The 22,538-nt window shown below is 54.9% G+C and carries 20 protein-coding genes, 2 tRNA genes and 1 pseudogene; 13 read left to right on the top strand and 10 right to left on the bottom strand.

Annotated features, from left to right (window positions below; translation table 11 throughout):
• Positions 1 to 38 precede the first annotated feature (38 nt).
• The 3 genes from LVJ78_RS03320 to LVJ78_RS03310 all read right to left on the bottom strand — a co-directional run bounded on the left by LVJ78_RS03320 (position 39) and on the right by LVJ78_RS03310 (position 2,431).
• Complete coding sequence (locus LVJ78_RS03320) at positions 39 to 527, bottom strand: phosphatidylglycerophosphatase A family protein (RefSeq protein WP_132954486.1); 489 nt, start codon at positions 525 to 527, stop codon at positions 39 to 41.
• A complete protein-coding gene (thiL, locus tag LVJ78_RS03315) occupies positions 520 to 1,479 on the bottom strand; it encodes a thiamine-phosphate kinase (RefSeq protein WP_132954487.1) in 960 nt (319 codons plus the stop codon). The genes LVJ78_RS03320 and thiL overlap by 8 nt, the downstream gene beginning before the upstream one ends.
• 211 nt (positions 1,480 to 1,690) lie before the next feature.
• Positions 1,691 to 2,431 carry an OmpA family protein gene (locus LVJ78_RS03310; protein WP_132954488.1) on the bottom strand — a complete coding sequence of 247 codons (741 nt, stop codon included), beginning with the start codon at positions 2,429 to 2,431 and terminating at the stop codon, positions 1,691 to 1,693.
• 452 nt (positions 2,432 to 2,883) lie between these two features.
• Here LVJ78_RS03310 and LVJ78_RS03305 point away from each other — a divergent pair, with 452 nt between their 5' ends.
• Positions 2,884 to 3,834: a CysB family HTH-type transcriptional regulator gene (locus tag LVJ78_RS03305; protein ID WP_132954489.1), complete on the top strand. Its 951-nt coding sequence runs from the start codon at positions 2,884 to 2,886 to the stop codon at positions 3,832 to 3,834.
• Between the two features lie 132 nt (positions 3,835 to 3,966).
• Here LVJ78_RS03305 and fnr read toward each other — a convergent pair whose 3' ends face one another.
• Positions 3,967 to 4,701 (bottom strand): fumarate/nitrate reduction transcriptional regulator Fnr, encoded by a 735-nt coding sequence (gene fnr / locus LVJ78_RS03300; RefSeq protein WP_132954490.1) that lies wholly within the window; start codon positions 4,699 to 4,701, stop codon positions 3,967 to 3,969.
• Between the two features lie 138 nt (positions 4,702 to 4,839).
• On the opposite strand from fnr, the gene hemN reads away from it, so the two are divergent.
• The 3 genes from hemN to htpX all read left to right on the top strand — a co-directional run bounded on the left by hemN (position 4,840) and on the right by htpX (position 8,717).
• Positions 4,840 to 6,246: an oxygen-independent coproporphyrinogen III oxidase gene (gene hemN, locus LVJ78_RS03295; protein ID WP_132954491.1), complete on the top strand. Its 1,407-nt coding sequence runs from the start codon at positions 4,840 to 4,842 to the stop codon at positions 6,244 to 6,246.
• A gap of 130 nt (positions 6,247 to 6,376) precedes the next feature.
• Positions 6,377 to 7,636 carry a glutamate-5-semialdehyde dehydrogenase gene (locus LVJ78_RS03290; protein WP_132954492.1) on the top strand — a complete coding sequence of 420 codons (1,260 nt, stop codon included), beginning with the start codon at positions 6,377 to 6,379 and terminating at the stop codon, positions 7,634 to 7,636.
• Positions 7,637 to 7,874: 238 nt separating this feature from the next.
• Complete coding sequence (gene htpX / locus LVJ78_RS03285) at positions 7,875 to 8,717, top strand: protease HtpX (protein ID WP_132954493.1); 843 nt, start codon at positions 7,875 to 7,877, stop codon at positions 8,715 to 8,717.
• A gap of 238 nt (positions 8,718 to 8,955) precedes the next feature.
• Here htpX and LVJ78_RS03280 read toward each other — a convergent pair whose 3' ends face one another.
• Positions 8,956 to 9,708, bottom strand: a complete 753-nt coding sequence (locus LVJ78_RS03280) for an IS5 family transposase (protein WP_244802559.1) — start codon at positions 9,706 to 9,708, stop codon at positions 8,956 to 8,958.
• Positions 9,709 to 9,832: 124 nt separating this feature from the next.
• Positions 9,833 to 11,224 carry an exonuclease domain-containing protein gene (locus LVJ78_RS03275; RefSeq protein WP_132954680.1) on the bottom strand — a complete coding sequence of 464 codons (1,392 nt, stop codon included), beginning with the start codon at positions 11,222 to 11,224 and terminating at the stop codon, positions 9,833 to 9,835.
• Between the two features lie 125 nt (positions 11,225 to 11,349).
• Between LVJ78_RS03275 and LVJ78_RS03270 the strand changes: the two genes are divergently transcribed.
• The 3 genes from LVJ78_RS03270 to LVJ78_RS03260 all read left to right on the top strand — a co-directional run bounded on the left by LVJ78_RS03270 (position 11,350) and on the right by LVJ78_RS03260 (position 12,359).
• A tRNA-Arg gene (locus LVJ78_RS03270) sits at positions 11,350 to 11,426 on the top strand.
• 14 nt (positions 11,427 to 11,440) lie between these two features.
• A tRNA-Glu gene (locus tag LVJ78_RS03265) sits at positions 11,441 to 11,515 on the top strand.
• Between the two features lie 316 nt (positions 11,516 to 11,831).
• Positions 11,832 to 12,359: a hypothetical protein gene (locus tag LVJ78_RS03260; protein WP_341539399.1), complete on the top strand. Its 528-nt coding sequence runs from the start codon at positions 11,832 to 11,834 to the stop codon at positions 12,357 to 12,359.
• An 88-nt stretch (positions 12,360 to 12,447) separates the two neighbouring features.
• On the opposite strand, the pseudogene LVJ78_RS03255 reads toward LVJ78_RS03260, so the two are convergent.
• From LVJ78_RS03255 to LVJ78_RS03245, 3 genes and pseudogenes are all read right to left on the bottom strand, one after another.
• Positions 12,448 to 13,172 (bottom strand): annotated as a pseudogene (locus LVJ78_RS03255) (amino acid ABC transporter ATP-binding protein).
• Between the two features lie 17 nt (positions 13,173 to 13,189).
• Positions 13,190 to 13,969: a 16S rRNA (adenine(1518)-N(6)/adenine(1519)-N(6))-dimethyltransferase RsmA gene (rsmA, locus tag LVJ78_RS03250; protein ID WP_132954665.1), complete on the bottom strand. Its 780-nt coding sequence runs from the start codon at positions 13,967 to 13,969 to the stop codon at positions 13,190 to 13,192.
• 91 nt (positions 13,970 to 14,060) lie between these two features.
• Positions 14,061 to 14,471 carry a YqaA family protein gene (locus LVJ78_RS03245; RefSeq protein WP_132954666.1) on the bottom strand — a complete coding sequence of 137 codons (411 nt, stop codon included), beginning with the start codon at positions 14,469 to 14,471 and terminating at the stop codon, positions 14,061 to 14,063.
• Between the two features lie 324 nt (positions 14,472 to 14,795).
• Here LVJ78_RS03245 and LVJ78_RS03240 point away from each other — a divergent pair, with 324 nt between their 5' ends.
• Both LVJ78_RS03240 and LVJ78_RS03235 read left to right on the top strand, forming a co-directional pair.
• Positions 14,796 to 15,794, top strand: a complete 999-nt coding sequence (locus LVJ78_RS03240) for an ABC transporter substrate-binding protein (RefSeq protein ID WP_132954667.1) — start codon at positions 14,796 to 14,798, stop codon at positions 15,792 to 15,794.
• 200 nt (positions 15,795 to 15,994) lie between these two features.
• Positions 15,995 to 16,852 (top strand): MBL fold metallo-hydrolase, encoded by an 858-nt coding sequence (locus tag LVJ78_RS03235; RefSeq protein ID WP_132954668.1) that lies wholly within the window; start codon positions 15,995 to 15,997, stop codon positions 16,850 to 16,852.
• 125 nt (positions 16,853 to 16,977) lie between these two features.
• Here LVJ78_RS03235 and LVJ78_RS03230 read toward each other — a convergent pair whose 3' ends face one another.
• The gene (locus LVJ78_RS03230; RefSeq protein ID WP_207894338.1) at positions 16,978 to 17,970 is read right to left on the bottom strand and encodes an extracellular solute-binding protein; all 993 of its coding nucleotides are present in this window, start codon (positions 17,968 to 17,970) and stop codon (positions 16,978 to 16,980) included.
• A 184-nt stretch (positions 17,971 to 18,154) separates the two neighbouring features.
• On the opposite strand from LVJ78_RS03230, the gene LVJ78_RS03225 reads away from it, so the two are divergent.
• The 4 genes from LVJ78_RS03225 (at position 18,155) to LVJ78_RS03210 (ending at position 22,398) form a co-directional block, all read left to right on the top strand.
• The gene (locus tag LVJ78_RS03225) at positions 18,155 to 19,765 is read left to right on the top strand and encodes an ABC transporter permease (RefSeq protein ID WP_132954669.1); all 1,611 of its coding nucleotides are present in this window, start codon (positions 18,155 to 18,157) and stop codon (positions 19,763 to 19,765) included.
• Positions 19,762 to 20,802: an ABC transporter ATP-binding protein gene (locus LVJ78_RS03220; RefSeq protein ID WP_132954670.1), complete on the top strand. Its 1,041-nt coding sequence runs from the start codon at positions 19,762 to 19,764 to the stop codon at positions 20,800 to 20,802. The genes LVJ78_RS03225 and LVJ78_RS03220 overlap by 4 nt, the downstream gene beginning before the upstream one ends.
• A 62-nt stretch (positions 20,803 to 20,864) precedes the next feature.
• Positions 20,865 to 21,713, top strand: a complete 849-nt coding sequence (locus tag LVJ78_RS03215; protein ID WP_132954671.1) for an SDR family NAD(P)-dependent oxidoreductase — start codon at positions 20,865 to 20,867, stop codon at positions 21,711 to 21,713.
• Between the two features lie 79 nt (positions 21,714 to 21,792).
• Positions 21,793 to 22,398, top strand: coding sequence for a Maf family protein (locus tag LVJ78_RS03210; RefSeq protein ID WP_132954672.1), 606 nt, complete (start codon positions 21,793 to 21,795; stop codon positions 22,396 to 22,398).
• Positions 22,399 to 22,538 lie beyond the last annotated feature (140 nt).

Genomic DNA, 22,538 nt, shown 5'->3' with positions numbered 1-22,538 from the left:
GCAAGATTTAAATCGGGACGAAATCTTGCCACTATACATCACAACCACCAAGCTGCCACATGCAGCACCAAAAGCGAAAACAGCGCCGCAATCACATCATCCAGCATAATGCCCAAGCCGCCGTGCACCCGCGCATCAAACCACTTAATCGGCCAAGGCTTCACCGCGTCAAAAAAACGGAACACCGCAAACGCCGCCAGCCACCAGCCCCAATAAAACGGCACAAAAGCCAGCACCAGCATCATGGCCACCATTTCATCCCACACAATGCCGCCATAATCCTGCCGCCCAAGTGCCCGCTCGGTATCGCCGCAAATCTTGATGCCGGCCACAAACAAAAGCGCACTCAGCCCCGCCAGCCACCAGCCCTCGATGCCCAACAAAATCAGCACAAACGCCATCGGCAAAGCCGGCAGCGTGCCGAATGTGCCCGGAGCCACCGGTGCCAGCCCGGTGCCGAAGCCGAAGCCCAAAAAACACACCGGCCGTTGCAGCAGCCATGAAAAAGTCGGTTTGAAATCAGCCAAAATGATCGAACCCCAAAGAAGTTAATATAATTTCGCCACCATCGGCAGCCACCATCCTCAAGCCGCTCGTGTTATTAATGCGACCCACGCGCGTTACCGCCGTGGCACTTTGCTCTGCCACCGCCAGCACCCGCGCACGATCCGCCGGTGCCGCCGTAAACACCAGCTCATAATCATCACCACCGGCCAGCACAAACTCGCGCCAGCGCTCAAGCGGCAAACAAGCCCGCAAATCGGGCAAGCTGGGCAGCGCATCCACCCACAATTCAGCGCCCACGCCCGAAGCCTTCAAAATATGGCCGATGTCTTGCGCCAGGCCGTCTGAAACATCTTGCGCCGCATGCGCAAACGGCAGCAAAGCGCGCCCCAAAGCCACACGCGGCTGCGGCCGCAAACGTGCACGCTCGCATTGGGCAAACACCTCTTGCGGCAGCTGCACCGTTTGCCAATGCCGGTTTAAAGCCGCCGCCGCCAAGCCCAGCCGCCCCGACACCCAAATATCATCGCCAAGCTGCGCCGCATCGCGCCGTAAAGCCATTCCTTGCGGCAATTCGCCCGCAATGGTCACGCTGAACACATAATCGCCCCGCGTGGTATCGCCGCCAATCAACGTGACCCCGAATTGCGCCGCCAGCGCAAACAGGCTGTCGCAAAAAGCCTGCAACCACGCCTCATCCAGCTGCGGCAAAGCCGCGCTCAGCAAAACCCAACGCGGCGCAGCCCCCATGGCGGCCATATCGGAAAGATTCACCGCCAACACCTTGTGCGCCAAATCCGCCGGCGCCACATCGGCAAAAAAATGGCGGCCGGCCAGCAGCATATCGCTGCTAAAACACCAATCCGTGCCCGCACGCGGGCGCACAATCGCCGCATCATCACCAATGCCGAGCACCACATCCCTATCGGGCTGCTGGCGCTGCAAATAACGGCGGATAAAATCAAATTCGGTCATAAGCGGCCATGCATCCGGGCAAGAAAAACAGCATTATATAGTGAAATGAATAAATAAACTGCCTTCGGCTCGCCGCCTTATCCTGATTTAAACCGCACCACGATATCAACCATAAACCGAAAACACCAGTCCACCTACCCAAATAAGATTCCCGCGCCCCAAAACACAAAACCCCGCCGAAGCGGGGTTTATCCATCAGAGCAGAAGCTGATTACGGACGGGTATAACCGTGAATCGAAGATTTCGGACCCGGAATCCAGCCGCTCTCAACAGCAGGACGCTCGCCTTCAACTTGACCCGGAGCTACTTGACGGGTAACCAAAGTGCGGATGCGTACATCTACACGACGGTCCGGAGCGATACAGGCGATAAGCGCTTCACGTTTTTTCGCACGTGATACTTTGCTGCCCAGTTTGGCCACTTCGGCTTCACAAGAAGCAGTCATGCGCGCTTGAGACTCGCCCAAGCCAACAGCAGAGATTTTGCCTGCCGGTACGCCGCGGTTAACCAAGTAGTTGGCCACAACATTGGCACGACGCTCAGACAAGGCATTGTTGTAGGCTTCAGAGCCCATAAAGTCGGTATGGCCTTCAACACGCACGGCTTCAACATTGGTGTCGCTCAGGCGTTGAGCCAAAGCATTCAAAGTATCGGCAGCTTCCGGACGCAGCGTGTCGCGGTCAAAGCCGAACAGGGTTTGGGCAGACAGTGCTACGGTTTCTTCAGCATACTCGGGAGCAGTTTGAACCGGAGTAGCATCGCCACATTCAATACGGCCTTGAGTAGCTTTATCCAGGTAGGTATTTTCCCAGCACTCACCGTAGTTGTTGCGAACAACGGTTTGCTCGCGGTCAACGGTGTAACCATGTTTGGTATGTGCTTCGCTGGCCATTGCAGTACCAGAAGCCACCAGAGCAACGAACAAGGCGCTCAATTTAAGCTGTTTGGTCATTTTATTCCCTCATCAAAAAATTGTTATGCAACAGCCAAAAGTATTCAACCGTCACAAATCACCAATATACAGGCCGTAGCGTAAACAACGGCAAATCGGATATATCAGGTTTGCACTATAGAAACCTACATGCAAACTGTCAATAGCGCGCTGCCTGAACAACGACTGCGAAACGGCCCGCTTCCTAATAATGAATCATGCCGAAAAATCAAACCTGTGTCATTTATTTACAACCAAAACCTAGCGCCCTTCCGCATCCACGTTGCGCAAAAGCAACAACAATCAAGCACATAATCAAATTCATACGCAATAAAAAATCAAGATAGTTTCAACGAAAACAAAAGCTTTCTCCGCCGTTGCCGCAAATCGGGCAAAATGCGGCAAAATATGCTACATTGACTGCCACAGTGTCGCATAAATCCTACATTCTCCGTTTGTCCAACATCATTATCATGAAATTACAACAATTGCGCTATGTGCTGGAAGTATCCCGCCACAACCTCAACGTATCAGAAGCCGCCGATGCCCTCTACACATCCCAGCCGGGCATTTCCAAGCAAATCCGCCTTTTGGAAGAAGAATTGGGCGTGCAGATTTTTATCCGCAGCGGCAAAAGAGTGGTGTCGGTGTCGCAGCCGGGCAAAGAGGTGTTGAAGCTGGCAGAGCGGATTTTGCGCGATGTGCAAAACATCAAAAATATCGGCAATGAATTCACCGACCACGATAGTGGCTCGCTTACCATTGCCACCACCCACACGCAGGCGCGCTATGTGTTGCCCGATATTGTGGCGCGCTTTGTGCAACGCTATCCCAAAGTGCGCCTCAGCATCCGCCAAGGCAGCCCCACGGCCATTGCGCAAATGGTGGCCAGTGGTGAAGCCGATTTTGCCATTGCCACCGAATCATTGGATGAGCACACCGATTTGCGCAAACTGCCCTGCTCACAATGGACACACGCAGTGATTGTGCCCGACGGCCACCCGCTGCTGGCGCGCACACAACCTTTGGCGCTCAGCGACCTTTCCGATTATGCGCTGATTACCTACGAATTTGCCTTTACCGGCAGCACCAGCATCGCCCGCGCTTTTCAAAAAGCCCACATCGAGCCGCCGGTGGTGGCGCTCTCCTCTGCCGACACCGATGTGCTGAAAACCTATGTGAAACTGGGCTTGGGCATCGGCCTAATGGCTGAAATGGCTTTCACTTCCGCCAGCGACCATGGTTTGCAACTGATTGAAGCTGCGCATTTATTCGAGCCTTCATGGACTTATATCGCCCTGCGCCCCGACACTTATTTGCGCGGCTACACTTATGATTTCATCAATATGTTTGCCCCCAAGCTCACCCGAGAGCGCATTGATCAAATGCTTTATATGCCGATTATGGAAGACTTTTCCATTTAAACTTTTCCATTTAAGCCGCATTTATATTCAAAATAAACTGAGGCCGTCTGAAATATGTTTCAGACGGCCTCAGTTTATTTTTCAATTCATATCGTTTGGCTGGCAGCAAACAATAGCATGCATATTTTTTATTTATAAAGCATGCGCACAACCAGACACCATTTTTTTCAGCGCTTGCGGCTCAAGAATCTGAATATGCTTATGCTCAACCAAAATCAAGCCTTCGTGATGGAATTTCGATAAAGTACGGCTCACGGTTTCAAGCTTGAGCCCTAAATAGCTGCCGATTTCCTCGCGCGACATGCGCAAAATAAAATCATTGGCCGCAAAGCCGCGCGAATAAAGGCGATTGGAAAGATTCAGCAAAAATGCCGCCAAACGCTCTTCGGCGCGCATATTGCCCAGCAGCAGCATCACGCCTTGATCACGCACGATTTCACGGCTCATCAGGCGGAAAAAATGCGTTTGCAGGCTCGGAATGCGCTGACCCAAATTTTCCATGTGTGCAAAAGGCAGCTCGCACACTTCGCTGTCTTCCAGCGCCACCGCATCGCAGCTGTGCACATGCGAGCAAATGCCGTCCATACCAATCAATTCGCCCGACATAAAAAAGCCGGTTACCTGATCACGCCCGTCTTGGCTGGCCACCGTGGTTTTGAAAAAACCGGTGCGAATGGCATAAAGCGAGCTGAAAGGCTCGCCCGCTCGAAAAAGATATTCACCTTTTTTCAAGCGGCGGCTTTGGCGGATTACCGCATCCAGCTGCTCAAACTCGTTCGGCATCAAGCCCACCGGCAGGCACAATTCACGCAAGGAACACGTAGAACACAACGTTTTCATCTGGCTTTGATGGGTGTGTGTAGACATAGCATTGCCTTTATCTGCCCGACTAAGTGAGTATTGACTCACGTCAAGGCATGATTATCATAATAAGGGCATTCTACCAAACAACCTTGACTTTGCATAATTCGTTAATCTATTAAAAATATAATCCGCACACACACCATGAAAACCATCGCCATCCACACCAACAATCAGCCCGAATTCGACCGCGAGCTGATTGCCGGCCTGCCCGCCAGCGGCCCGCGCTACACCTCTTACCCTACTGCCGACCGCTTCCACAACGGCTTTGGCGAGACCGAATACGCCAACGCGCTGGAATTGCGCGGTTTGGGCGCGCTCAATAAGCCTTTATCGCTCTACATCCACATCCCTTTTTGCAACACTATTTGCTACTATTGCGGCTGCAACAAAATCATCACCAAAGATAAATCACGCGCCGATGCCTATATCGAATATCTCGAGCGCGAAATGGATTTATTGGCGCCGCATCTCAGCGGCCGCCACCAATTGGCGCAGCTGCATTTCGGCGGCGGCACGCCCACTTTTCTGAGCGATGAGCAGCTCGAGCGCGTGTTTGCTATGATACGCAAGCATTTCCAACTGATGCCCAGCGGCGAATATTCGATTGAAATCGACCCGCGCAAAGTGAGTCGCGACACCGTATTTCATTTAGGCCGCCTCGGCTTCAACCGCATGAGCGTGGGCATACAGGATTTCGACCCCAAAGTGCAGGCCGCCGTCAACCGCATCCAAACCGTGGAAGAAACCCGCGAAGTGATTGAAGCAGCACGCGAAGCCGGTTTTAAATCGGTGAGCGTAGATTTGATTTACGGCCTGCCGCACCAATCGCTCGAAAGCATCAAACCCACCATCGACACCGTGCTCGCGCTCGATCCCGACCGCCTCGCGCTCTACCACTACGCCCACCTGCCGCACATTTTCAAACCGCAGCGGCGCATCGACACCGAAGCCGTGCCCGGCAGCGAAGAGAAGCTCGATATTTTGCAATACGCCGTGCACACGCTCACCGAGCGCGGCTATGTGTTTATCGGCATGGATCATTTCGCCAAGCCCGACGACGAATTGGCCGTTGCCCTGCGCGAAGGCTGGCTGCAACGCAATTTCCAAGGCTACTCCACTTATGCCGATTGCGATTTAGTGGCCATCGGCGTGTCGAGCATAGGCAAAATCGGCAGCACTTATTCGCAAAACGAGCGCGATATCGATGCCTATTATGCCGCCATCGATGCCGGCCGCCTGCCGATTATGCGCGGCTACCAGCTCAACCGCGACGATATTTTGCGCCGCAGCATTATTCAAGACTTGATGTGCCGCTTTGCGCTCGATTTCCAGCTCTATGAGAGCATGTTCGGCATCCCATTTGCCCAATATTTCAAAGCCGAGCTGGCCGATTTGCAGCAACTTGCCCAACTCGGCCTCATCACCATGCGCGGCAACGGCTTGAAAGTCACCCCCAAAGGCCGCTTCTTAATCCGCAATATCGCTATGGTGTTCGACCACCATTTGCGCCACAAAGAAACCACCGCCAAATATTCGCAAACGGTTTAACACCAAACCATACACAGGCCGTCTGAAACACTTTCAGACGGCCTGTGTATTTATCGCCGTTGCTGCGCATTGCCGAAAACAGCGCCAGCGTTTACTATCTGCCTTATTCCCAAAGCACACCGAGCACATCATGCAAGAGATTCACGCTTACGTCCGCCAAAGCGCCGCAGCAGCCAAACAGGCTTTTTATGCACTCGCCGGTGCCACCACCGCGCAGAAAAACGCTGCCCTGCTGCGGCTGGCTGAATTAATCGACCAACATCAAGCCGATATTTTGGCCGCCAATGCCGAAGACATGCAGCAAGCCGCCGCCAAAGGCCTTGAAGCCGCATTGCTTGAGCGGCTCGCGCTCACCGAAAAAACCATCGCCGGCATGTGCGAAGGCCTGCGCCAAGTGGCCGCCCTACCCGACCCCGTGGGCGAAATGGACGAATTCCGCATCCGCCCCAACGGCCTGCAAATCGGCAAAATGCGCGTGCCCCTGGGCGTGATCGGCATCATTTACGAATCGCGCCCCAACGTTACCGTTGATGCTGCTGCCTTGTGCCTCAAATCGGGCAACGCCTGCGTGTTGCGCGGCGGCAGCGAAGCTTTTCACGGCAATATGGCGATTGCCCGCCTGATTACCCGAGCGCTCGATGAAAACGGCCTGCCCACCGATGCTGTGCGCCTGATTGAAAACACCAACCGCGAAAGCGTGGGCGCCATGTTGCAAAGCCCCGACCTTATCGATGTGATTATTCCGCGCGGCGGCAAAACGCTGGTGGAGCGCATCAGCAAAGAAGCGCGCGTGCCCGTGATCAAGCATCTCGACGGCATCTGCCATGTGTATATCGACCAGGCTGCCGATGCGCAAAAAGCCGTCGATATCGCCTTCAACGCCAAAACCTCGCGCTACGGCACCTGCAACACCATGGAAACGCTGCTGATACACGAGCAGCGCGCCGCAGAAATTTTGCCGCCGCTGGCCGAAAAATACGCTGAAAAAGGCGTGCAATTGCGCGGCTGCGCGCGCACGCAAGCCATATTGAACAATATAGAGCCCGCCACCGAAGCCGATTGGGACACCGAATACCTCGCCCCCATTCTCGCCATCAAAATCGTTGACAACCTGGCCGAAGCGATTGCCCACATCAACACCCACGGCAGCCACCACACCGACAGCATCGTCACCGAAAGCTACACCGATGCGCAAATTTTCCTGCGCAGCGTCGACAGCGCCAGCGTGATGGTCAACGCCTCCACCCGCTTTGCCGATGGCTTCGAATTCGGGCTGGGCGCAGAAATCGGCATTTCCACCGACAAAATCCATGTGCGCGGCCCGGTCGGCCTGCACGGCCTCACCAGCCAGAAATGGGTGGTGTTGGGCAACGGCCAAATCCGCATTTGAGCAATGATAACCATCAGGCCGTCTGAAAAAGTTTTCAGACGGCCTGATGTTGTATGCAAACCCAAACATATGGCATGAATAAGCCCGCCAAATTTGCATACCTTTGCCGAAGCTTATCTAGCCCGTGCGATTGCTTTTTGCGACAATAATGTCATGTTTGCTGGGAACAAAAGCGCCCCAAACACCGCAACATCCATAAATCAAACCACATCACTATCATTAATAAAGAGGAAAACCAGTGAAGCGTATTTTTCTGTTTCTTGCCACCAATATTGCCGTGCTGGTGGTTATCAGCATCATTTTGAGTGTGCTCGGCGTGAGCAGCAATCCCGATGAAATGGGCAGCCTTTTGGTGTATTCGGCCGTTATCGGCTTCACCGGCTCGATTATTTCCCTGCTCACTTCCAAAATGGTGGCCAAGCGCGCCGTGGGTGCCGAAGTGATCACCCAGCCGCGCAACGAAGTGGAAGCTTGGCTTTTGCACACCGTTGAAAACCAAGCGCGCCAGTGGAATTTGAAAACGCCCGAAGTGGCCATCTACAATTCGCCCGAGCCCAACGCTTTTGCCACCGGCCCCAGCAAAAACAATTCGCTTGTGGCCGTGAGCACCGGCCTGATCAACAGCATGACCCGCGATGAAGTGGAAGCCGTGTTGGCGCACGAAATGGCGCACGTCGGCAACGGCGACATGGTTACGCTCACCCTGATTCAAGGCGTGGTCAACACATTTGTGGTGTTTTTGGCGCGCATCGTTTCCGGCATGGTGGCCCGCAACGACAACGGCGAAGTGTCGCAAGGCACTTATTTTATTGTGAGCTTGGTGTTGCAAATCGTGTTCGGCTTTTTGGCCAGCTTTATCGTGATGTGGTTCAGCCGCCAGCGTGAATACCGTGCCGACGCCGGTGCCGCCAAGCTTGTGGGCGCACCGAAAATGATTGCCGCGCTGCAACGCCTCAAAGGCGCACCCAGCGATTTGCCCAAAGAAATGACCGCCATGGGCATCGCCAGCGAAGCCAAAGATTCGCTGCTCTCCACCCACCCCACGCTGGATAACCGCATCGAGCGCTTGAAACAAATGTAAGCAGCTGCATCAATCAACAGGCCGTCTGAAAGGTTTCAGACGGTCTGTTTGCCTTAGGGTCTGTTCACATTTCATCACGCGGCAATATTTTGGCTCAAAAACGCGCCTGCTGCGTTGAAAATGCTCGCAAGGTGTTCAACCTTGCTGTGCTTTTCGCCTTGCAGTCACGCTTTTGCGCTCAAAATCTTACTCGCGGATGAATTGTGAACAGACCCTAGGGCGTCCTGACAATTACTTGTCATAAAGGCAGCCATAGCATAATACAAGCTAAAGCAACTACGCTTTCATAATGCCTTTTCAAACGATCGTAACGGGTGGCAACCGCACGAAAATGTTTCAATTTTTCAAAGGCATTCTCTACCAAATGCCTCGCTTTATACAAATACCAATCCATACACACATTCAGACGCTCCCTGTCTTTTTTATAAGGAATATTCGGCCTGATGCCCATATCGGCAAGCAACTGCCTGAAAGCGTCAGAGTCATAACCTTTGTCGGCAGTCAGCACTTCGGTTGAGGATAAATCTACGCTATCCAGCAATTCCGGTGCCGCAGTAATGTCATTAACCGTTCCCGATGTGACCTTGAAACCTACAGGGTTTCCACAGGCATCGACAGCCAAATGAATTTTAGTGCTATTGCCACCACGGCTGTGGCCGACAGCGGCTGCCTCTCCAACAGTTGCCGCTGCATGTTGGTGGACTTTGACATAGCTGCCGTCAATAAATACCCATTCCATATCGGGGAATTCGGTCAAGGCATTGAGTATGCTTTGAAAAATCCCTTTCTCCGACCATCTATGGAAGAGGCGCAACAGGGAATTGCCTTTACCGAAAAACGGCGGGATGTCTTCCCACGGTATGCCGGTTCTGATGCGGTAAAGTATGCCTTCTATTTTGAGGCGCAGATTTTTCTTGTGGTAAACGCCTAAATCGAGCAGAATGTTTAACAGCTTTGACCAGTATTCATCTTTGAGTAGTGTTCGAGGCATGGCAGATAAGTATGTTTTGTTTGGCGACAAAAATTTTAACTTATCTGCCTTTCTTTTATCTGATTATTTTTATGACAAGTAATTGTCAGGATGCCCTAGCCCACCAAACCACAACCTCAGCCGGCTATCCCAACACCTTTACCGCCTTCTTGCCCTGCTTAAACTTGGCTTTCAACACCGCCGGCAGCGCATCATCAAAATACCAACGCCCATCGGGCAGCTCGAGCGCACCGCCGGCGCAGCGCAAAGCCACCGATTGTCCCGATAATTCATCGCGCTCCGTAATCTCCACTTCATGCGCCCCGCCCCAATCGGCCACCGGCAGCCAAGCCGCCTGTTCGCCGATGCGTTTATTTTGCGCCTGCACGCCTGCTTCGCCCTGGCATTGGCCGCTGCATTGGCCGGCCGCCAGCAGCGGGCAAGGTTGGCCTTTGGCATAAGTGCCGGGCAGCAAATCCAACGAAGCCGGGCACAACAAGTGCGCGTGCGCCCATTCCACCAGCGCCTGCCGCGCCTTTTTCTTATGCAGAAACAAACCATTGGGACGACAAACATGGCTGCCGTTGCTCAGCGGCACAATCCGCGCCTGCAAACGCGCCCGCTCATCCGGCGCAAACTGAACCGTTAAATAAGTGCGCCCGCTTTCAGACGGCCTCAAATGATATTCGGCCAACAGCTGCGCTTTCAGCCACAACGCATGCAAAGGCCCCAGCGCCGGCACAAATCGCACCGATGCCGCTTGTTGGGTATAAACAGGCGGCTGCTTGGCATGCAGCGCCGTGGCCGTTTCATAAAACGTTTTCTCATGCGCCGCCAGCGCCAACACCTGCCCGCGCGCATCGAGCCACACCAACACGCCATGCGCATCGGGCAAAGCATAAATCTGCGCGGCCAGCGCGGCCGGCAAACGGGCGGGCAGCATTTTCGGATTCATCAATGCCCGAGAATGCTCATCCCACGCCTGCGCGCCGGCTTGGGCAATGCTTTTTTCCAAAAAATCGGCCAACACCAACACATCGGCCATGGCGCGATGGCGGCTTTCCACAGCAAGATCGAAACGCTCGATAATACTATCGAGATTATGTTTGTGAAATTCGGGATAAAGCCGGCGCGACAATTGCACCGTGCACAAAGCCGGCGCAGCAAAACAAACGCCGGCGCGCCGGAATTCGTGGCGCAAAAAGGTATAGTCGAAGCGGCTGTTATGCGCCACCACCAGCGTGCCGCGCAAAAGCGGCAGCAGCATCGGCGCCAGCTCGGTAAAAACCGGCGCCGAGGCCACCATTTCATCATCAATGCCGGTGAGGCGGGTGATAAACGGCGAAATCGGCTGCTCGGGGTTTACCAGCCATTGGTGTTGCGTGATTTTCCCGCCTTCAAAACGCAACAGCGCCACCTCGGTAACGCGGTCTTCATACATATTGCCGCCGGTGGTTTCCAAATCCACCACCGCCACCGGCATGCCCAAACGGGCAAAACATGCCGCCAATTGCGGCCAACGCGAGGCTTGCGCCATATTCATTCCAATAATTCGATTCAAACAGCAAAGCCGCATTCTACACTTTTCTGCATTTTTCTACATTTTTTGTAGAAAGGCGCTTGACAGCTTTGCACCTACTCCCTATAATTCATATCTTTCTCGCACCCGTAGCTCAGTTGGATAGAGTATCTGGCTACGAACCAGAGGGTCGGGCGTTCGAATCGCTCCGGGTGCGCCAGAAACCATTTATATGCGCCCATCGTCTAGCGGTTAGGACATCGCCCTTTCACGGCGGTAACCGGGGTTCGATTCCCCGTGGGCGTGCCAATACGCAAAAAAGCACAGTTTAAAAGCTGTGCTTTTTTGTTTGCCTTGAAAAAAATCAAGCCCGATTATTTATCGATTACAAAAACATCCCAGCCGCCTTTGCCTAAATTTACCCGCACACTGCATCAGCTTCAGTGCCCAAGAAACACATAAAAATCAAATCGCTGGCCTACATTCTTTCTCATTCGGAATACACCGCGCATGCCCGCCGGCACAATGCAGCAAGACATGGAACTTTTTCTCTGCTAACGTAGCCGAATGTGTGTGATACACAACATTCTCGCAACAACGGAGTTTTACCCAAATGAAAGCAAATTTGAAATTGATCGTTCCTGCGCTGGCTCTGAGCGCGCTTTTAACCGGCTGTGGCAGCATGGGCGGCAGCAAAGCGAAAGCCGCTCCGGCAGCCTCTGCCGCCACACCTGCGGCACAAGCACCGGCCGCACAGCAAGATCCGGCCACGGTACAAGTGGATTCTATCGACGGCCGAAAAGAAGTGGCCTATAAATGCGGCGACAAAGGCCAAAACCCGCTCACCGTGATGTATGGCTTCAAAGGCGGCGATGTGGTGGTGGCGCAAGTCAAATATCAAGACAAGCTCTCACCCGGCCTTTTCCGCGTGATTGGCGACAACGAGCAAAACAGCTTCACCGCCCAAGGCATCACCTGGACCTCGGCCAAAGCCACCCCGGCCACCGTGGATAAAGTAGACGGCGGCACACTCACCCAGCAAGCCGTGGAAGTGGTTAACGGCCAACAAATGCCGGTATCGCAAATCGTTACCCAGGCTTGCAAGCTGGACAAAACCGCCACCGCCCGCTTGGCCAACGCTGCCAAAAAATAAGCCCTGCCGAATGCATCATCCGATAAAAGGCCGTCTGAAAAATCTTTCAGACGGCCTTTTCGGTTTTGTGCGAATCTATTAATTATAATTAATGCATCACCTGCTGCAAAAATTGCCGCGCCCGTTCGGTTTGCGGCTTGATAAAAAACGCTTCCGGATCGGCATCTTCCACCACGCAGCCGTGGTCGACGAAAATCACCCGGTCGGCCACTTCGCGCGCAAAGCCCATTTCGTGGGTAACGCACATCATGGTCATGCCGCTGAGCGCCAAATCTTTCATCACTTTGAGCACTTCGCCCACCATTTCCGGGTCGAGCGCCGAAGTGGGCTCGTCAAACAGCATCACGCGCGGCTCCATCGCCAAGCCGCGGGCAATCGCCACACGCTGCTGCTGGCCGCCGGAAAGCTGGCCGGGCATGGCATCTTTTTATGCGCCAAGCCCACGCGATCGAGCAATTCCATGGCTTTTTTTTCGGCGGCTGTGCGGCTGAGCTTTTTCACCTTCATCGGCGAGAGCACGATATTTTCCAACACGTTCAGATGCGGATAAAGATTGAAGCTTTGAAACACAAAGCCCACTTCTGCGCGCACTTTGTTTAAATCGGTTTTCGGGTCGGCCACATTCATGCCGTCCACCCAGATTTCGCCGCCCTGAATCTGCTCGAGCTGGTTTACCGTGCGGATGAGCGTGGATTTACCACTGCCGGAAGGCCCGCACACCACCACTACTTCGCCCTGCTTCACTTCCAGATTCACATCGTTGAGCACATGCAGGTCTTTGAAAAATTTGTTTACATTTTTGAATTTAATCATTTTATGCTTTCGGTGTTTCAAGCGGCCTTGTCGGCCAGATAATTGCTCAGCGTCACATATAATTCGGGCGCAATATGCTCGGCTCTATCCTGCGGATTGATGCCTACGGCGGCCAAATCTTCATCGGTGGCGATGTCTTTCAGATTATTGCGGATGGTTTTGCGCCGCTGGTGAAAAGCGGCTTTCACAAGCTTGCCGAAATGCTCGAAATCTTGCGCCACGCCGATGCGGCCGGCATCGGGAATCATGCGCACCACGGCAGAATCCACTTTCGGCGCGGGATCGAACGATTCGGGCGGCACTTCAAGCAGCAGCTCCATGTCGAAAAAATATTGCAGCATCACGCTCAGGCGGCCGTAATCGTTGCTTTTGGGTGCAGCCACCATGCGTTCCACCACTTCTTTTTGCAGCATAAAATGCATATCGGCCACTTCATCGGCCACTTCGCTCAAGCGGAACAGCAGCGGCGTGGAAATATTATACGGCAGATTGCCGACAATTTTCTTTTTGCCGGCCACGCTGCCAAAATCAAACTGCAACACATCGCCTTCGTGTATCACCAATTTATCGGCAAAGGGCAGTGTTTTCAGGCGCTTGATGATGTCACGGTCGATTTCGATCACATAAAGCTTATCGAGCTTGCGCGCCAAAGGCTCGGTAATCGCCGCCAAACCGGGGCCGATTTCAATCACCACATCACCGGGCGCGGGGCGCACGGCGCTCACAATATCATTGATGATGCGCGTGTCCTGCAAAAAATTCTGCCCGAAACGCTTGCGGGCTTTATGCTCTTTCATGTTTGCCAAATCTCAGATTTTAAGCGCGTATTGTAGCCGATTTTGTTTCAGACAGCATGATAAAAGGCCGTCTGAAAATGATTCGTCCCCTTCACAGCCAGGCTTTCAAACCGGCCAGCAGCAGACCATAGCGCAAAAACTTGCCCGCCAGCAGCATCAGGCAGCTTGCCCAGGCATTCAAGCGCAGCCAGCCGGCGGCAATCGGCAGGCCGTCGCCCACCAGCGGCAGCCAGGCCAGCAGCAGCGACCACACACCCCAGCGGCGCAGCCAGCGCAGCACTTTTTCAGACGGCTGCTTTTTCGGCGGAATCAGCCGCCCCATGCCATAGGAAACCATGCTGCCCAAGCCGTTGCACACACCCGCCAGCAGCCACGCGCCCGCCCACGCATGCGGATATTGCTGCACAAACACGGCAAACGCCGCTTCTGAAGTGCCGGGCAGAATGGTGGCCGAGGTAAATGCCGAAGCGGCCAGCGCCAGATAAGGCCAAAATAATTCCACGTTGTGCTCTTTTTCTATCAGGTCGTCTGATACCAATTCAAAAAAGTAAGCTATAGATTCGGCAAGGCGAGACAACGAAGTTAGGTTATTTTTTTGGATTGGTATGAAAACCAATTAAACCGTTCGTTTCCATAATCAGCGCTGCATCATGATTTAATATTGCGTTTGGCGCAAAAATTTTGATTAAACGCTATTTCAGAGTAAAAATCTAATATTTTGATGCGGATTCCGGCATCAGTAAAAAATTTCACCACCCGCACAAACCGCTCTTTTTTCATTATGATTCCCCTTTCATCAATGCACACAAAAAAACAGGAGAAACCCATGCGCCTCACCTTATCCACACTCGCCGCCGCCGCTTTGCTGAGCGCCTGCTCGCCGTCGGCGCAGCAAAACACGGCCGACACCGCGCCCGCAGCCGTGAAAACGGTGGCCATCACCCAAATCGTCGAACATCCGGCGCTGGATGCTTCGCGCAAAGGCATCGAAGCGGGGCTGGCCGAAGCGGGCTTTAAAGCGGGTGAAAATCTGAGCATTGATTATCAAAACGCACAAGGCAGCACCGCCACCGCCGGCCAGATTGCCAAAAAATTCGCCGCCGACAAGCCCGATGCGATTGTGGTGATTTCCACGCCCAGCGCCCAATCGGTGGTGGCCGCCACCAAGAGCGTGCCGGTGGTGTTTAATGCCATTATCGACCCCGTAGCCGCCAAGCTCGTGCCCAGCATGGATGCGCCCTCGGGCACCAATGTTACCGGCATGTCGGACTATATCCCGTTTGAGCCGCAATTTGAATTGATGCAGAAATTGATGCCGGATTTGAAGCGCATCGGCTATGTTTACAGCCCCGGCGAAATCAATTCCACCACCACGCTTGAGCGCATGAAAGCTTTTCTGGCGCCGAAAAACATCGAAGTGGTGGCCGTGGCCGCGCCGCGCACCACCGATGTGGGCGCGGCCGTGCGCAGCCTCAAAGGCAAAGTGGATCTGCTCTACACTTCGTTTGACAACGGTGTGGTGTCGGCCTATGAAGCCGTTTACAAGGCGGGCACCGAAATCAAGCTGCCCTTGGTGGCGGCCGACACCGGCACAGTGAAGCGCGGCGCCATCGCGGCTTACGGCCCCGATTTTTACGATTTGGGCGTGCAAACCGGCCACATGGTGGCGCGCATTCTCAAAGGCGAGCAGCCGGGCAGCATCACGCCCGAGCACCCGAAAGAAGGCAGTTTGATGGTGAACCCCGCTGCCGCTGCGGCGCTGGGCTTCACCATTCCCGAAGCGGTGTTGAAAGAAGCCAACGAAGTAGTGGGTGAAAAACCTTAAGCAGGCAAAATCAAAACAGGCCGCCTGAAAAAGATTTTCAGACGGCCTGTTGTTTAACATCTGCCTGCATTTCATTGTATGACGCACCATTATTAAGCTCAGCTTAAATTATACTTCAATCAAACCGCCTACTCGGCCATATTTCATCGTGATATGATGCTTTCCACTAACAACACCATCATATATCAAAAGGAACCCACATGAAAACAAGCGCTTTCATTGCCATGCTCGGTTTAGCCGCACCTTTGGCCATGGCCGATAATTTGAAATACGAAGTATTCAACCCCGGCCACAACAGCATTTTTGCCGTAACCTCCGTGATTGTGGAAGGCGATAAAGAAGTGATGCTGGTGGACAGCCAGTTTCAACGCAACGATGCCGAAACATTGGTGCAAAAAATCAAAGCCATCGGCAAACCGCTAAACACCATCTACATCAGCCACGGCGACCCTGATTTTTATTTCGGCCTCGAGCCCGTGATTCAAGCCTTTCCCAATGCCCGCGTGATTGCCACACCGGAAACGGTTCAACACATCAAAGGCAACGTCATCGCCAAAAATGATTACTGGGGGCCCATCATGAAAGAAAACGCCCCGCGCGCGCTGGTGATTCCGCAAGCCTACGCCGGCAAAACCCTGCAAGTGGGCAGCAGCCATATCGAAATCCGCAATCGTGACAACGATCCGCACCGCACTTATTTATGGGTGCCTTCCACCAAAACCATTCTGGGCGGCATCAATCTGGTGAGCGGCGAGCATATGTGGGTGGCCGACAGCCAAAGCCCTGAATCGCGCCAGCAATGGCAACGCACCTTGAGCGGCATGCAAAAGCTGAAGCCCAAACAAGTGATTCCGGCGCACTTTGTCGGAAACATCGGCAACGGCGTGTCCTCAATCGGCTTCACTCAAAAATACCTGAGCGATTTTGAACGCAACGCCGCCGCCAGCGGCAATTCAACCGAGCTGGTTGCCAAAATGAAGCAAGCCTATCCGGGTTTGGGCGGTGCGGAAAGCCTCGACATCAGCGCCAAAGTGATTAAAGGCGAGATGAAGTGGTAAAGCGGCATTATCAACATCCGCACCGAAACAACGCCAACATTCAAAAAGTTTGGTTATAAGCCGTTTGCAAAAGAAAAGGCCGTCTGAATCTTCAGACGGCCTTTTTAATATCCAATCAAACCGATTTATTTATAGCCTGCTTTGCGCATCAACATTACGGCGCGTTTTTGGTTGCTGCCGGCCACCGACACATTGATTACATCTTGCTTGAAGCTGCCCCATTTGGCCACTTTCGGGTCGGGCTTCACTTTCGGGTTGGCCGGGTATTCGTGGTTGAGGTCGGCAAACAGGTTTTGCGCTTCGCTGCCGCTGAGCCATTCGATGAATTTCTGCGCTTCGGCCGGGCGCTTGCTGAATTTGGTTACACCCGCGCCGGACACATTCACATGCGTGCCTTTGCCTTGCTGGTCGGCAAAGAAAATGCCGATGGGCAGATTGGGCTGTTTATCCATCAGGCGGCCGTAGTAATAAGTGTTGGCAATGCCCACATCGCAGCGACCGGCGCCGATGGCTTCAAGCATGGCGGTGTCGTTGGCAAACGGCGGCGCGGCCAAATTGGCCACCCAGCCTTTTACGATTTGCTCGGTTTTCACCGCGCCGAGGTTGGCAATCATGGTGCCCACCAGCGATTGGTTATACACATTATTCGAGGTGCGCAAACACAAGCGCCCTTTCCATTTTGCATCGGCCAACGCGGCATAGCTCGAAAGCTCGGCGGGCTTCACTTTATTGGTGTTGTAGAAAATGGTGCGGGCGCGCACGGATAAGCCATACCATTGGTTTTTCGGGTCGCGCAGGCTGGCGGGGATATTGGCCTTGAGCGTGGGCGAGTTAATCGGGCGCAGCAAGCCCATTTGGGTGGCCTGCCACAAGTTGCCGCCGTCAACCGTGATAAACACATCGGCCGGGGTGTTGCTGCCCTCGGCGCGTATTTTTTCCATCAAGGGGCCGGCCTGGCCGCCCACCAGCTGCACTTTGGTGCCGGTTTTCTTTTCATATTCGGCCACCACGGGCTTGAGCAGGTTGTCGGCGCGCGAAGAATACACCACCAATTCGTTGGCAAATGCCGGTGCGGCAATCATCAAGGCCAATGAAGCGGCCAATGTTGTTTTCATCATGTTTTTTCCTTTGCAATCGGTTTGAATGTGAAAGCTGAAACGGTTTGATTCTAAATCAAACTGAGAACACAAACAATAAAAACTATCATTTATCTTTTAAACGCGTATATTTTGTATTGCAATCATCTCCAATGCCCACCATAATTCAGGCTTTGCTCCCAATTTCGACAGGCCGTCTGAACCCATGAAAGCTGCTTATTCCGCCCTGAGTGCCCGCTTGTGGCTTTTATTCTGCATCGCGCTGGTGGTGATTCCGCTTGCGGTGATTATGGCGGCGTTGGGTGAATTTGATGCGGAAATCTGGGCTTTTCTGCTGGATTACCAATTGCCCGAGCTCGTGAAAAACACCTTGTTTTTGGTGTTTGGCGTGGGCGTGGGCGTGGCTTTTCTGGGCACCAGCGGCGCATGGCTCACCACCATGTATGAATTTCCGCTGCGGCGCTTTTTCTTTTGGGCGCTGATGCTGCCCTTGGCCGTGCCCGCTTATGTGCTGGCCTTTACCCAGCTCGGCCTGTTTGACTACACCGGCGTGATCAACACTTGGCTGCGCAATGCTTACGGCATTGAGCAGGCGCTGCCCGAAGTGCGCAACGGCTTCGGACTGGTGCTGGTGATGAGCCTCACTTTTTATCCTTATGTGTATTTGCTGGCGCGCAATGCGTTTGCAAGCATGGGGCAGCGGGCGCTGGAAGCGGGGGCATCGCTGGGGCTCTCGCCTGCGCGCGCTTTTGTCAAAGTGGCGCTGCCGATGGCGCGGCCGTGGATTGCCGGCGGCGTGATTTTGGCGCTGATGGAAACGCTGGCTGATTTCGGCACGGTGTCGGTGTTTGGCTACGACACCTTCACCACCGCCATTTATCAGGCCTGGTTTGACTTTTTCTCGCTCGAAACCGCCAAGCAGCTGGCAGCGCTTTTGGTCACTGCGGTGTTTGTGCTGCTGGCGCTGGAGCAGCTCAGCCGCGGCCGGCGCCGCTTTCATCAGGCCGGCAAGGCGCAGCGGCAGCGGCGCAAAGCGCTGAGCGGCCGCATGAAATGGCTGGCCACGGCTTATTGCGGCCTGATTTTGGCGGCGGCATTTTTTATTCCGCTGCTGCAATTATTGTGGTGGGCTTACGATACCTGGCACGACGGCTTCAACACCTCTTTATGGCTGCACGCCTGGCATTCTTTTGCCGCTTCGCTGCTGGCCGCGCTGGCGGTGGCGGCGGTGGCGCTCTTGCTGGCTTTGACCAAGCGCGCCGACAAGAGCCGCTTTGCCGCCGTGGCCGCACGCATCGCCACGCTGGGCTATGCCATTCCCGGCACGGTGCTGGCGGTGGGCGTGTTTGTGCCGGTGGCCTGGTTCGACAATATTCTGATTGCGTGGCTGCATCTGCCCGAGGGCACCACCGGCGTGCTCAAAGGCACTTTGTGGGTGATGCTGGCTGCTTATTTAATCCGCTTTTTGGCGGTGGGCTATGCCAGCGTGGAAGCCGGGTTGGAGCGCATCAGCCCCTCGCAGGCCGAAGCGGCGCGCTCGCTCGGCTGCACCGGCGCGGGCGTGTTGCGGCGCGTGTATCTGCCGCTTTTGAAAGGCTCGCTCGGCACGGCGCTGTTGATGACGTTTGTGGATGTGATGAAAGAGATGCCCATCACGCTGATGACGCGCCCTTACGATTGGGACACGCTGGCGGTGCGCGTGTATGCCTTCACCATTGAAGGGCAATATGCCAATGCCGCGCTGCCTGCCTTATTGATTGTGCTCACCGGCCTGGTGCCTGTGATTTTGTTTTCGCGCACGGAGCAAAACCGATGATTTTAAACGTTGCCGACTTATATTTATCGTTTGGCCGCACTGCGGTGCTGCAAGGCTTCGGCTTTGATTTAGAGGCCGGTGAAATCGCCTGCCTGCTCGGCCATTCGGGCTGCGGCAAAACCACCGCCCTGCGCGCCGTGGCCGGCTTCGAGCAGCCCGAGCTCGGCCGCATTGCGCTGCAAGGGCGCACGCTTTCAGACGGCCGCCTGTTTGTGCCGCCGCATTTGCGCCGTATCGGCATGGTGTTTCAAGATTACGCGCTGTTTCCGCACCTGAATGTGGCCGACAACATCGCTTTCGGCTTGAGCGGCCGCAGCGCCGAAGCGCGCAAAGCGCGCGTGGCCGAATTGCTCGCGCTCATCGGCCTGCCCGATTACGGCGGCCATTATCCGCACCAGCTTTCCGGCGGCCAGCAACAGCGCGTGGCGCTGGCGCGTGCGCTCGCGCCCAAGCCCGAGCTTGTGCTACTCGACGAGCCTTTTTCCAACCTCGATGCCGATTTGCGCACCCGTTTATCTAAAGAAGTGCGCTCGCTACTCAAGCAGGAAAACACCAGCGCCCTACTGGTAACGCACGATCAGCAAGAAGCCTTTGCCATGGCCGACAAAATCGGCATCATGGCCGATGGCCGCCTGCAACAATGGGACACGCCCTATAATCTCTACCACAACCCCGCCACACCCGCCATTGCCGGCTTTATCGGCCAAGGCGTGTTGCTGCGCGGCCAAATGAGCGGCAGCCATTGCGTGCGGCTGGCGCTGGGCGAATTTTGCGGCGTGGTGCCGCACCATTGCCAAAGCTGCCGTGAAGTAGATGTGCTGCTGCGCCCCGATGATGTGGTGCACGACGACAACAGCCCCGTGAGCGCCGAAGTGCTCGATAAAGATTTCAAAGGCAGCTATTTTATCTACACCCTCAAGCTCGACAGCGGCGAAACCGTGCTCGCCCATGTGCCCAGCCACCACAACCACCCCATCGGCAGCCGCATCGGCATCCGCCTGGAGCTGGAGCATTTAATCGCTTTTGCGCGCACATAGTTTTTCAGACGGCCTCAACTGTGATAAAAAGGCCGTCTGAAAACCCATCGCACACCCTCATCATGAACACCATTTTGATCACCGGCTGCTCCAGCGGCATCGGCTACGACACCGCCAAACAGCTGCACGAAAAAGGCTGGCGCGTGTTTGCCTCGTGCCGGCGCACCGAAGATGTGGCGCGGCTGCAAAGCGAAGGCCTCGCCGATGCGCTCCTGCTTGATGTGACCGACAGCGCCCAAATCGAAGCCGCATTTGCCCACATTCTCGCGCAAACCGGCGGCAGGCTCGATGCGCTATTCTGCAACGCCGGCTACGGCCAAGTGGGCGCGGTGGAAGATATTCCGCGCATCGCCCTGCACCAGCAATTCAACACCAATGTGTTCGGCACTTGGGAATGCATCACCCACGCCATGAAAATCTTCCGCCGCCAAGGCCGCGGGCGCGTGTTGATAAACAGCAGCATTTTGGGCTTTGCCGCCATGCCCTGGCGCGGCGCGTACAACAGCTCCAAATTCGCCCTCGAAGGCCTCGCCGACACCTTGCGCCACGAAACCCACGGCAGCGCCATTTTCGTGAGCCTGATCGAGCCCGGGCCGATTGCCACCCGCTTCCGCCCCAACGCGCTGGAAAAATTCAAGCAATATATCGACATCGACAAAAGCGTGCACGCCGAAAGCTACCGCGCCCAGCTCGCCCGCCTCGAAACCGAAGGCGACGCCGCGCCGTTTACCATGACCTCGCCCGATTGCGCCGCCGTGTGCGTGAAAGCGCTGCTGGCCGAGCGCCCCAAAGCGCGCTACCGCATCACCCTGCCCACTCAGGTTTTCTGGTATTTAAAGCGGCTTTTGCCCACGCGCTGGCTCGATGCCGTGCAGCGGGCGGCCGTGGGCGGGCAAGGGAAAAACCATTAACTTTGCCACTCTTTTCTGCCATCGTGATTTCCAAACGCCGCGTTTCAATAAAACCCTTTTCTTTCAGACGGCCTGATTTATGCACACCCTCTATCTCGCCTCCGGCAGCCCGCGCCGCCGCGAAATTCTCGAAAATCTCGGCTACACCGTCATCCGCCTGAAGGCCGACATCGACGAAACGCCGCAACATCTCGAATCGGCCGCCGCTTATGTGGCGCGCATGGCCGCCGAGAAAAACACCGCCGCGCTGCTGCAATGGCAGGCGCAACACCGCCATGCGCCCGAATACCCCATCCTCAGCGCCGACACCACCGTGGCGCTGCACAACCGCATTTTGGGCAAACCCGAATCCGCCGAACACGCCCGCGAAATGCTGCAAAACCTCTCCGGCAGCGTGCACCAAGTGCTCACCGCCGTGAGCGTGCATTGGCAGGGGCACACTTATCATCACACCCAGCAAAGCGACGTAGCCTTCAAAACCTTGAACAAGGCCGAAATCAGCGCCTATATCGCCGGCGGCGAGCCGATGGACAAAGCCGGCGCCTACGGCATACAGGGCTTGGGCGGCGTGTTTGTGGCCGATTTGCGCGGCAGCTTCACCGGCGTGATGGGCCTGCCCGTGTATGAAACCATGGCGCTGCTCGCACAATGCGGCCTTGCCGTGCCGCCGTTTCAGACGGCCTAAAGCAAAACAAAGGCCGTCTGAAAAGCACACACCGATTGAAACAAGCCGCGTAGGTACGATTAGCCGCCTGCGGCGGCGTAATCGTACGCATGCAAACACCACCCCAAAGCCGCCCACGCCAACCCACCACCTGAAAAATC

Source organism: Uruburuella suis (assembly GCF_022870845.1).
GTDB classification, from domain to species: domain Bacteria; phylum Pseudomonadota; class Gammaproteobacteria; order Burkholderiales; family Neisseriaceae; genus Neisseria; species Neisseria suis.
This window is presented reverse-complemented; position numbering and strand designations above follow the sequence as displayed.

Excerpts from the sequence above, each read along its gene's own strand:
- fnr (WP_132954490.1), bottom strand. The coding sequence starts at position 4,701 with ATGTCTACACACACCCATCAAAGCCAGATGAAAACGTTGTGTTCTACG.
- LVJ78_RS03215 (WP_132954671.1), top strand. The coding sequence starts at position 20,865 with ATGAACACCATTTTGATCACCGGCTGCTCCAGCGGCATCGGCTACGAC.
- hemN (WP_132954491.1), top strand. The coding sequence starts at position 4,840 with ATGAAAACCATCGCCATCCACACCAACAATCAGCCCGAATTCGACCGC.
- LVJ78_RS03280 (WP_244802559.1), bottom strand. The coding sequence starts at position 9,708 with ATGCCTCGAACACTACTCAAAGATGAATACTGGTCAAAGCTGTTAAAC.
- thiL (WP_132954487.1), bottom strand. The coding sequence starts at position 1,479 with ATGACCGAATTTGATTTTATCCGCCGTTATTTGCAGCGCCAGCAGCCC.
- LVJ78_RS03220 (WP_132954670.1), top strand. The coding sequence starts at position 19,762 with ATGATTTTAAACGTTGCCGACTTATATTTATCGTTTGGCCGCACTGCG.
- LVJ78_RS03305 (WP_132954489.1), top strand. The coding sequence starts at position 2,884 with ATGAAATTACAACAATTGCGCTATGTGCTGGAAGTATCCCGCCACAAC.
- LVJ78_RS03275 (WP_132954680.1), bottom strand. The coding sequence starts at position 11,224 with ATGGCGCAAGCCTCGCGTTGGCCGCAATTGGCGGCATGTTTTGCCCGT.
- rsmA (WP_132954665.1), bottom strand. The coding sequence starts at position 13,969 with ATGAAAGAGCATAAAGCCCGCAAGCGTTTCGGGCAGAATTTTTTGCAG.
- LVJ78_RS03225 (WP_132954669.1), top strand. The coding sequence starts at position 18,155 with ATGAAAGCTGCTTATTCCGCCCTGAGTGCCCGCTTGTGGCTTTTATTC.
- LVJ78_RS03310 (WP_132954488.1), bottom strand. The coding sequence starts at position 2,431 with ATGACCAAACAGCTTAAATTGAGCGCCTTGTTCGTTGCTCTGGTGGCT.
- LVJ78_RS03240 (WP_132954667.1), top strand. The coding sequence starts at position 14,796 with ATGCGCCTCACCTTATCCACACTCGCCGCCGCCGCTTTGCTGAGCGCC.
- LVJ78_RS03235 (WP_132954668.1), top strand. The coding sequence starts at position 15,995 with ATGAAAACAAGCGCTTTCATTGCCATGCTCGGTTTAGCCGCACCTTTG.
- LVJ78_RS03230 (WP_207894338.1), bottom strand. The coding sequence starts at position 17,970 with ATGATGAAAACAACATTGGCCGCTTCATTGGCCTTGATGATTGCCGCA.
- LVJ78_RS03210 (WP_132954672.1), top strand. The coding sequence starts at position 21,793 with ATGCACACCCTCTATCTCGCCTCCGGCAGCCCGCGCCGCCGCGAAATT.
- LVJ78_RS03290 (WP_132954492.1), top strand. The coding sequence starts at position 6,377 with ATGCAAGAGATTCACGCTTACGTCCGCCAAAGCGCCGCAGCAGCCAAA.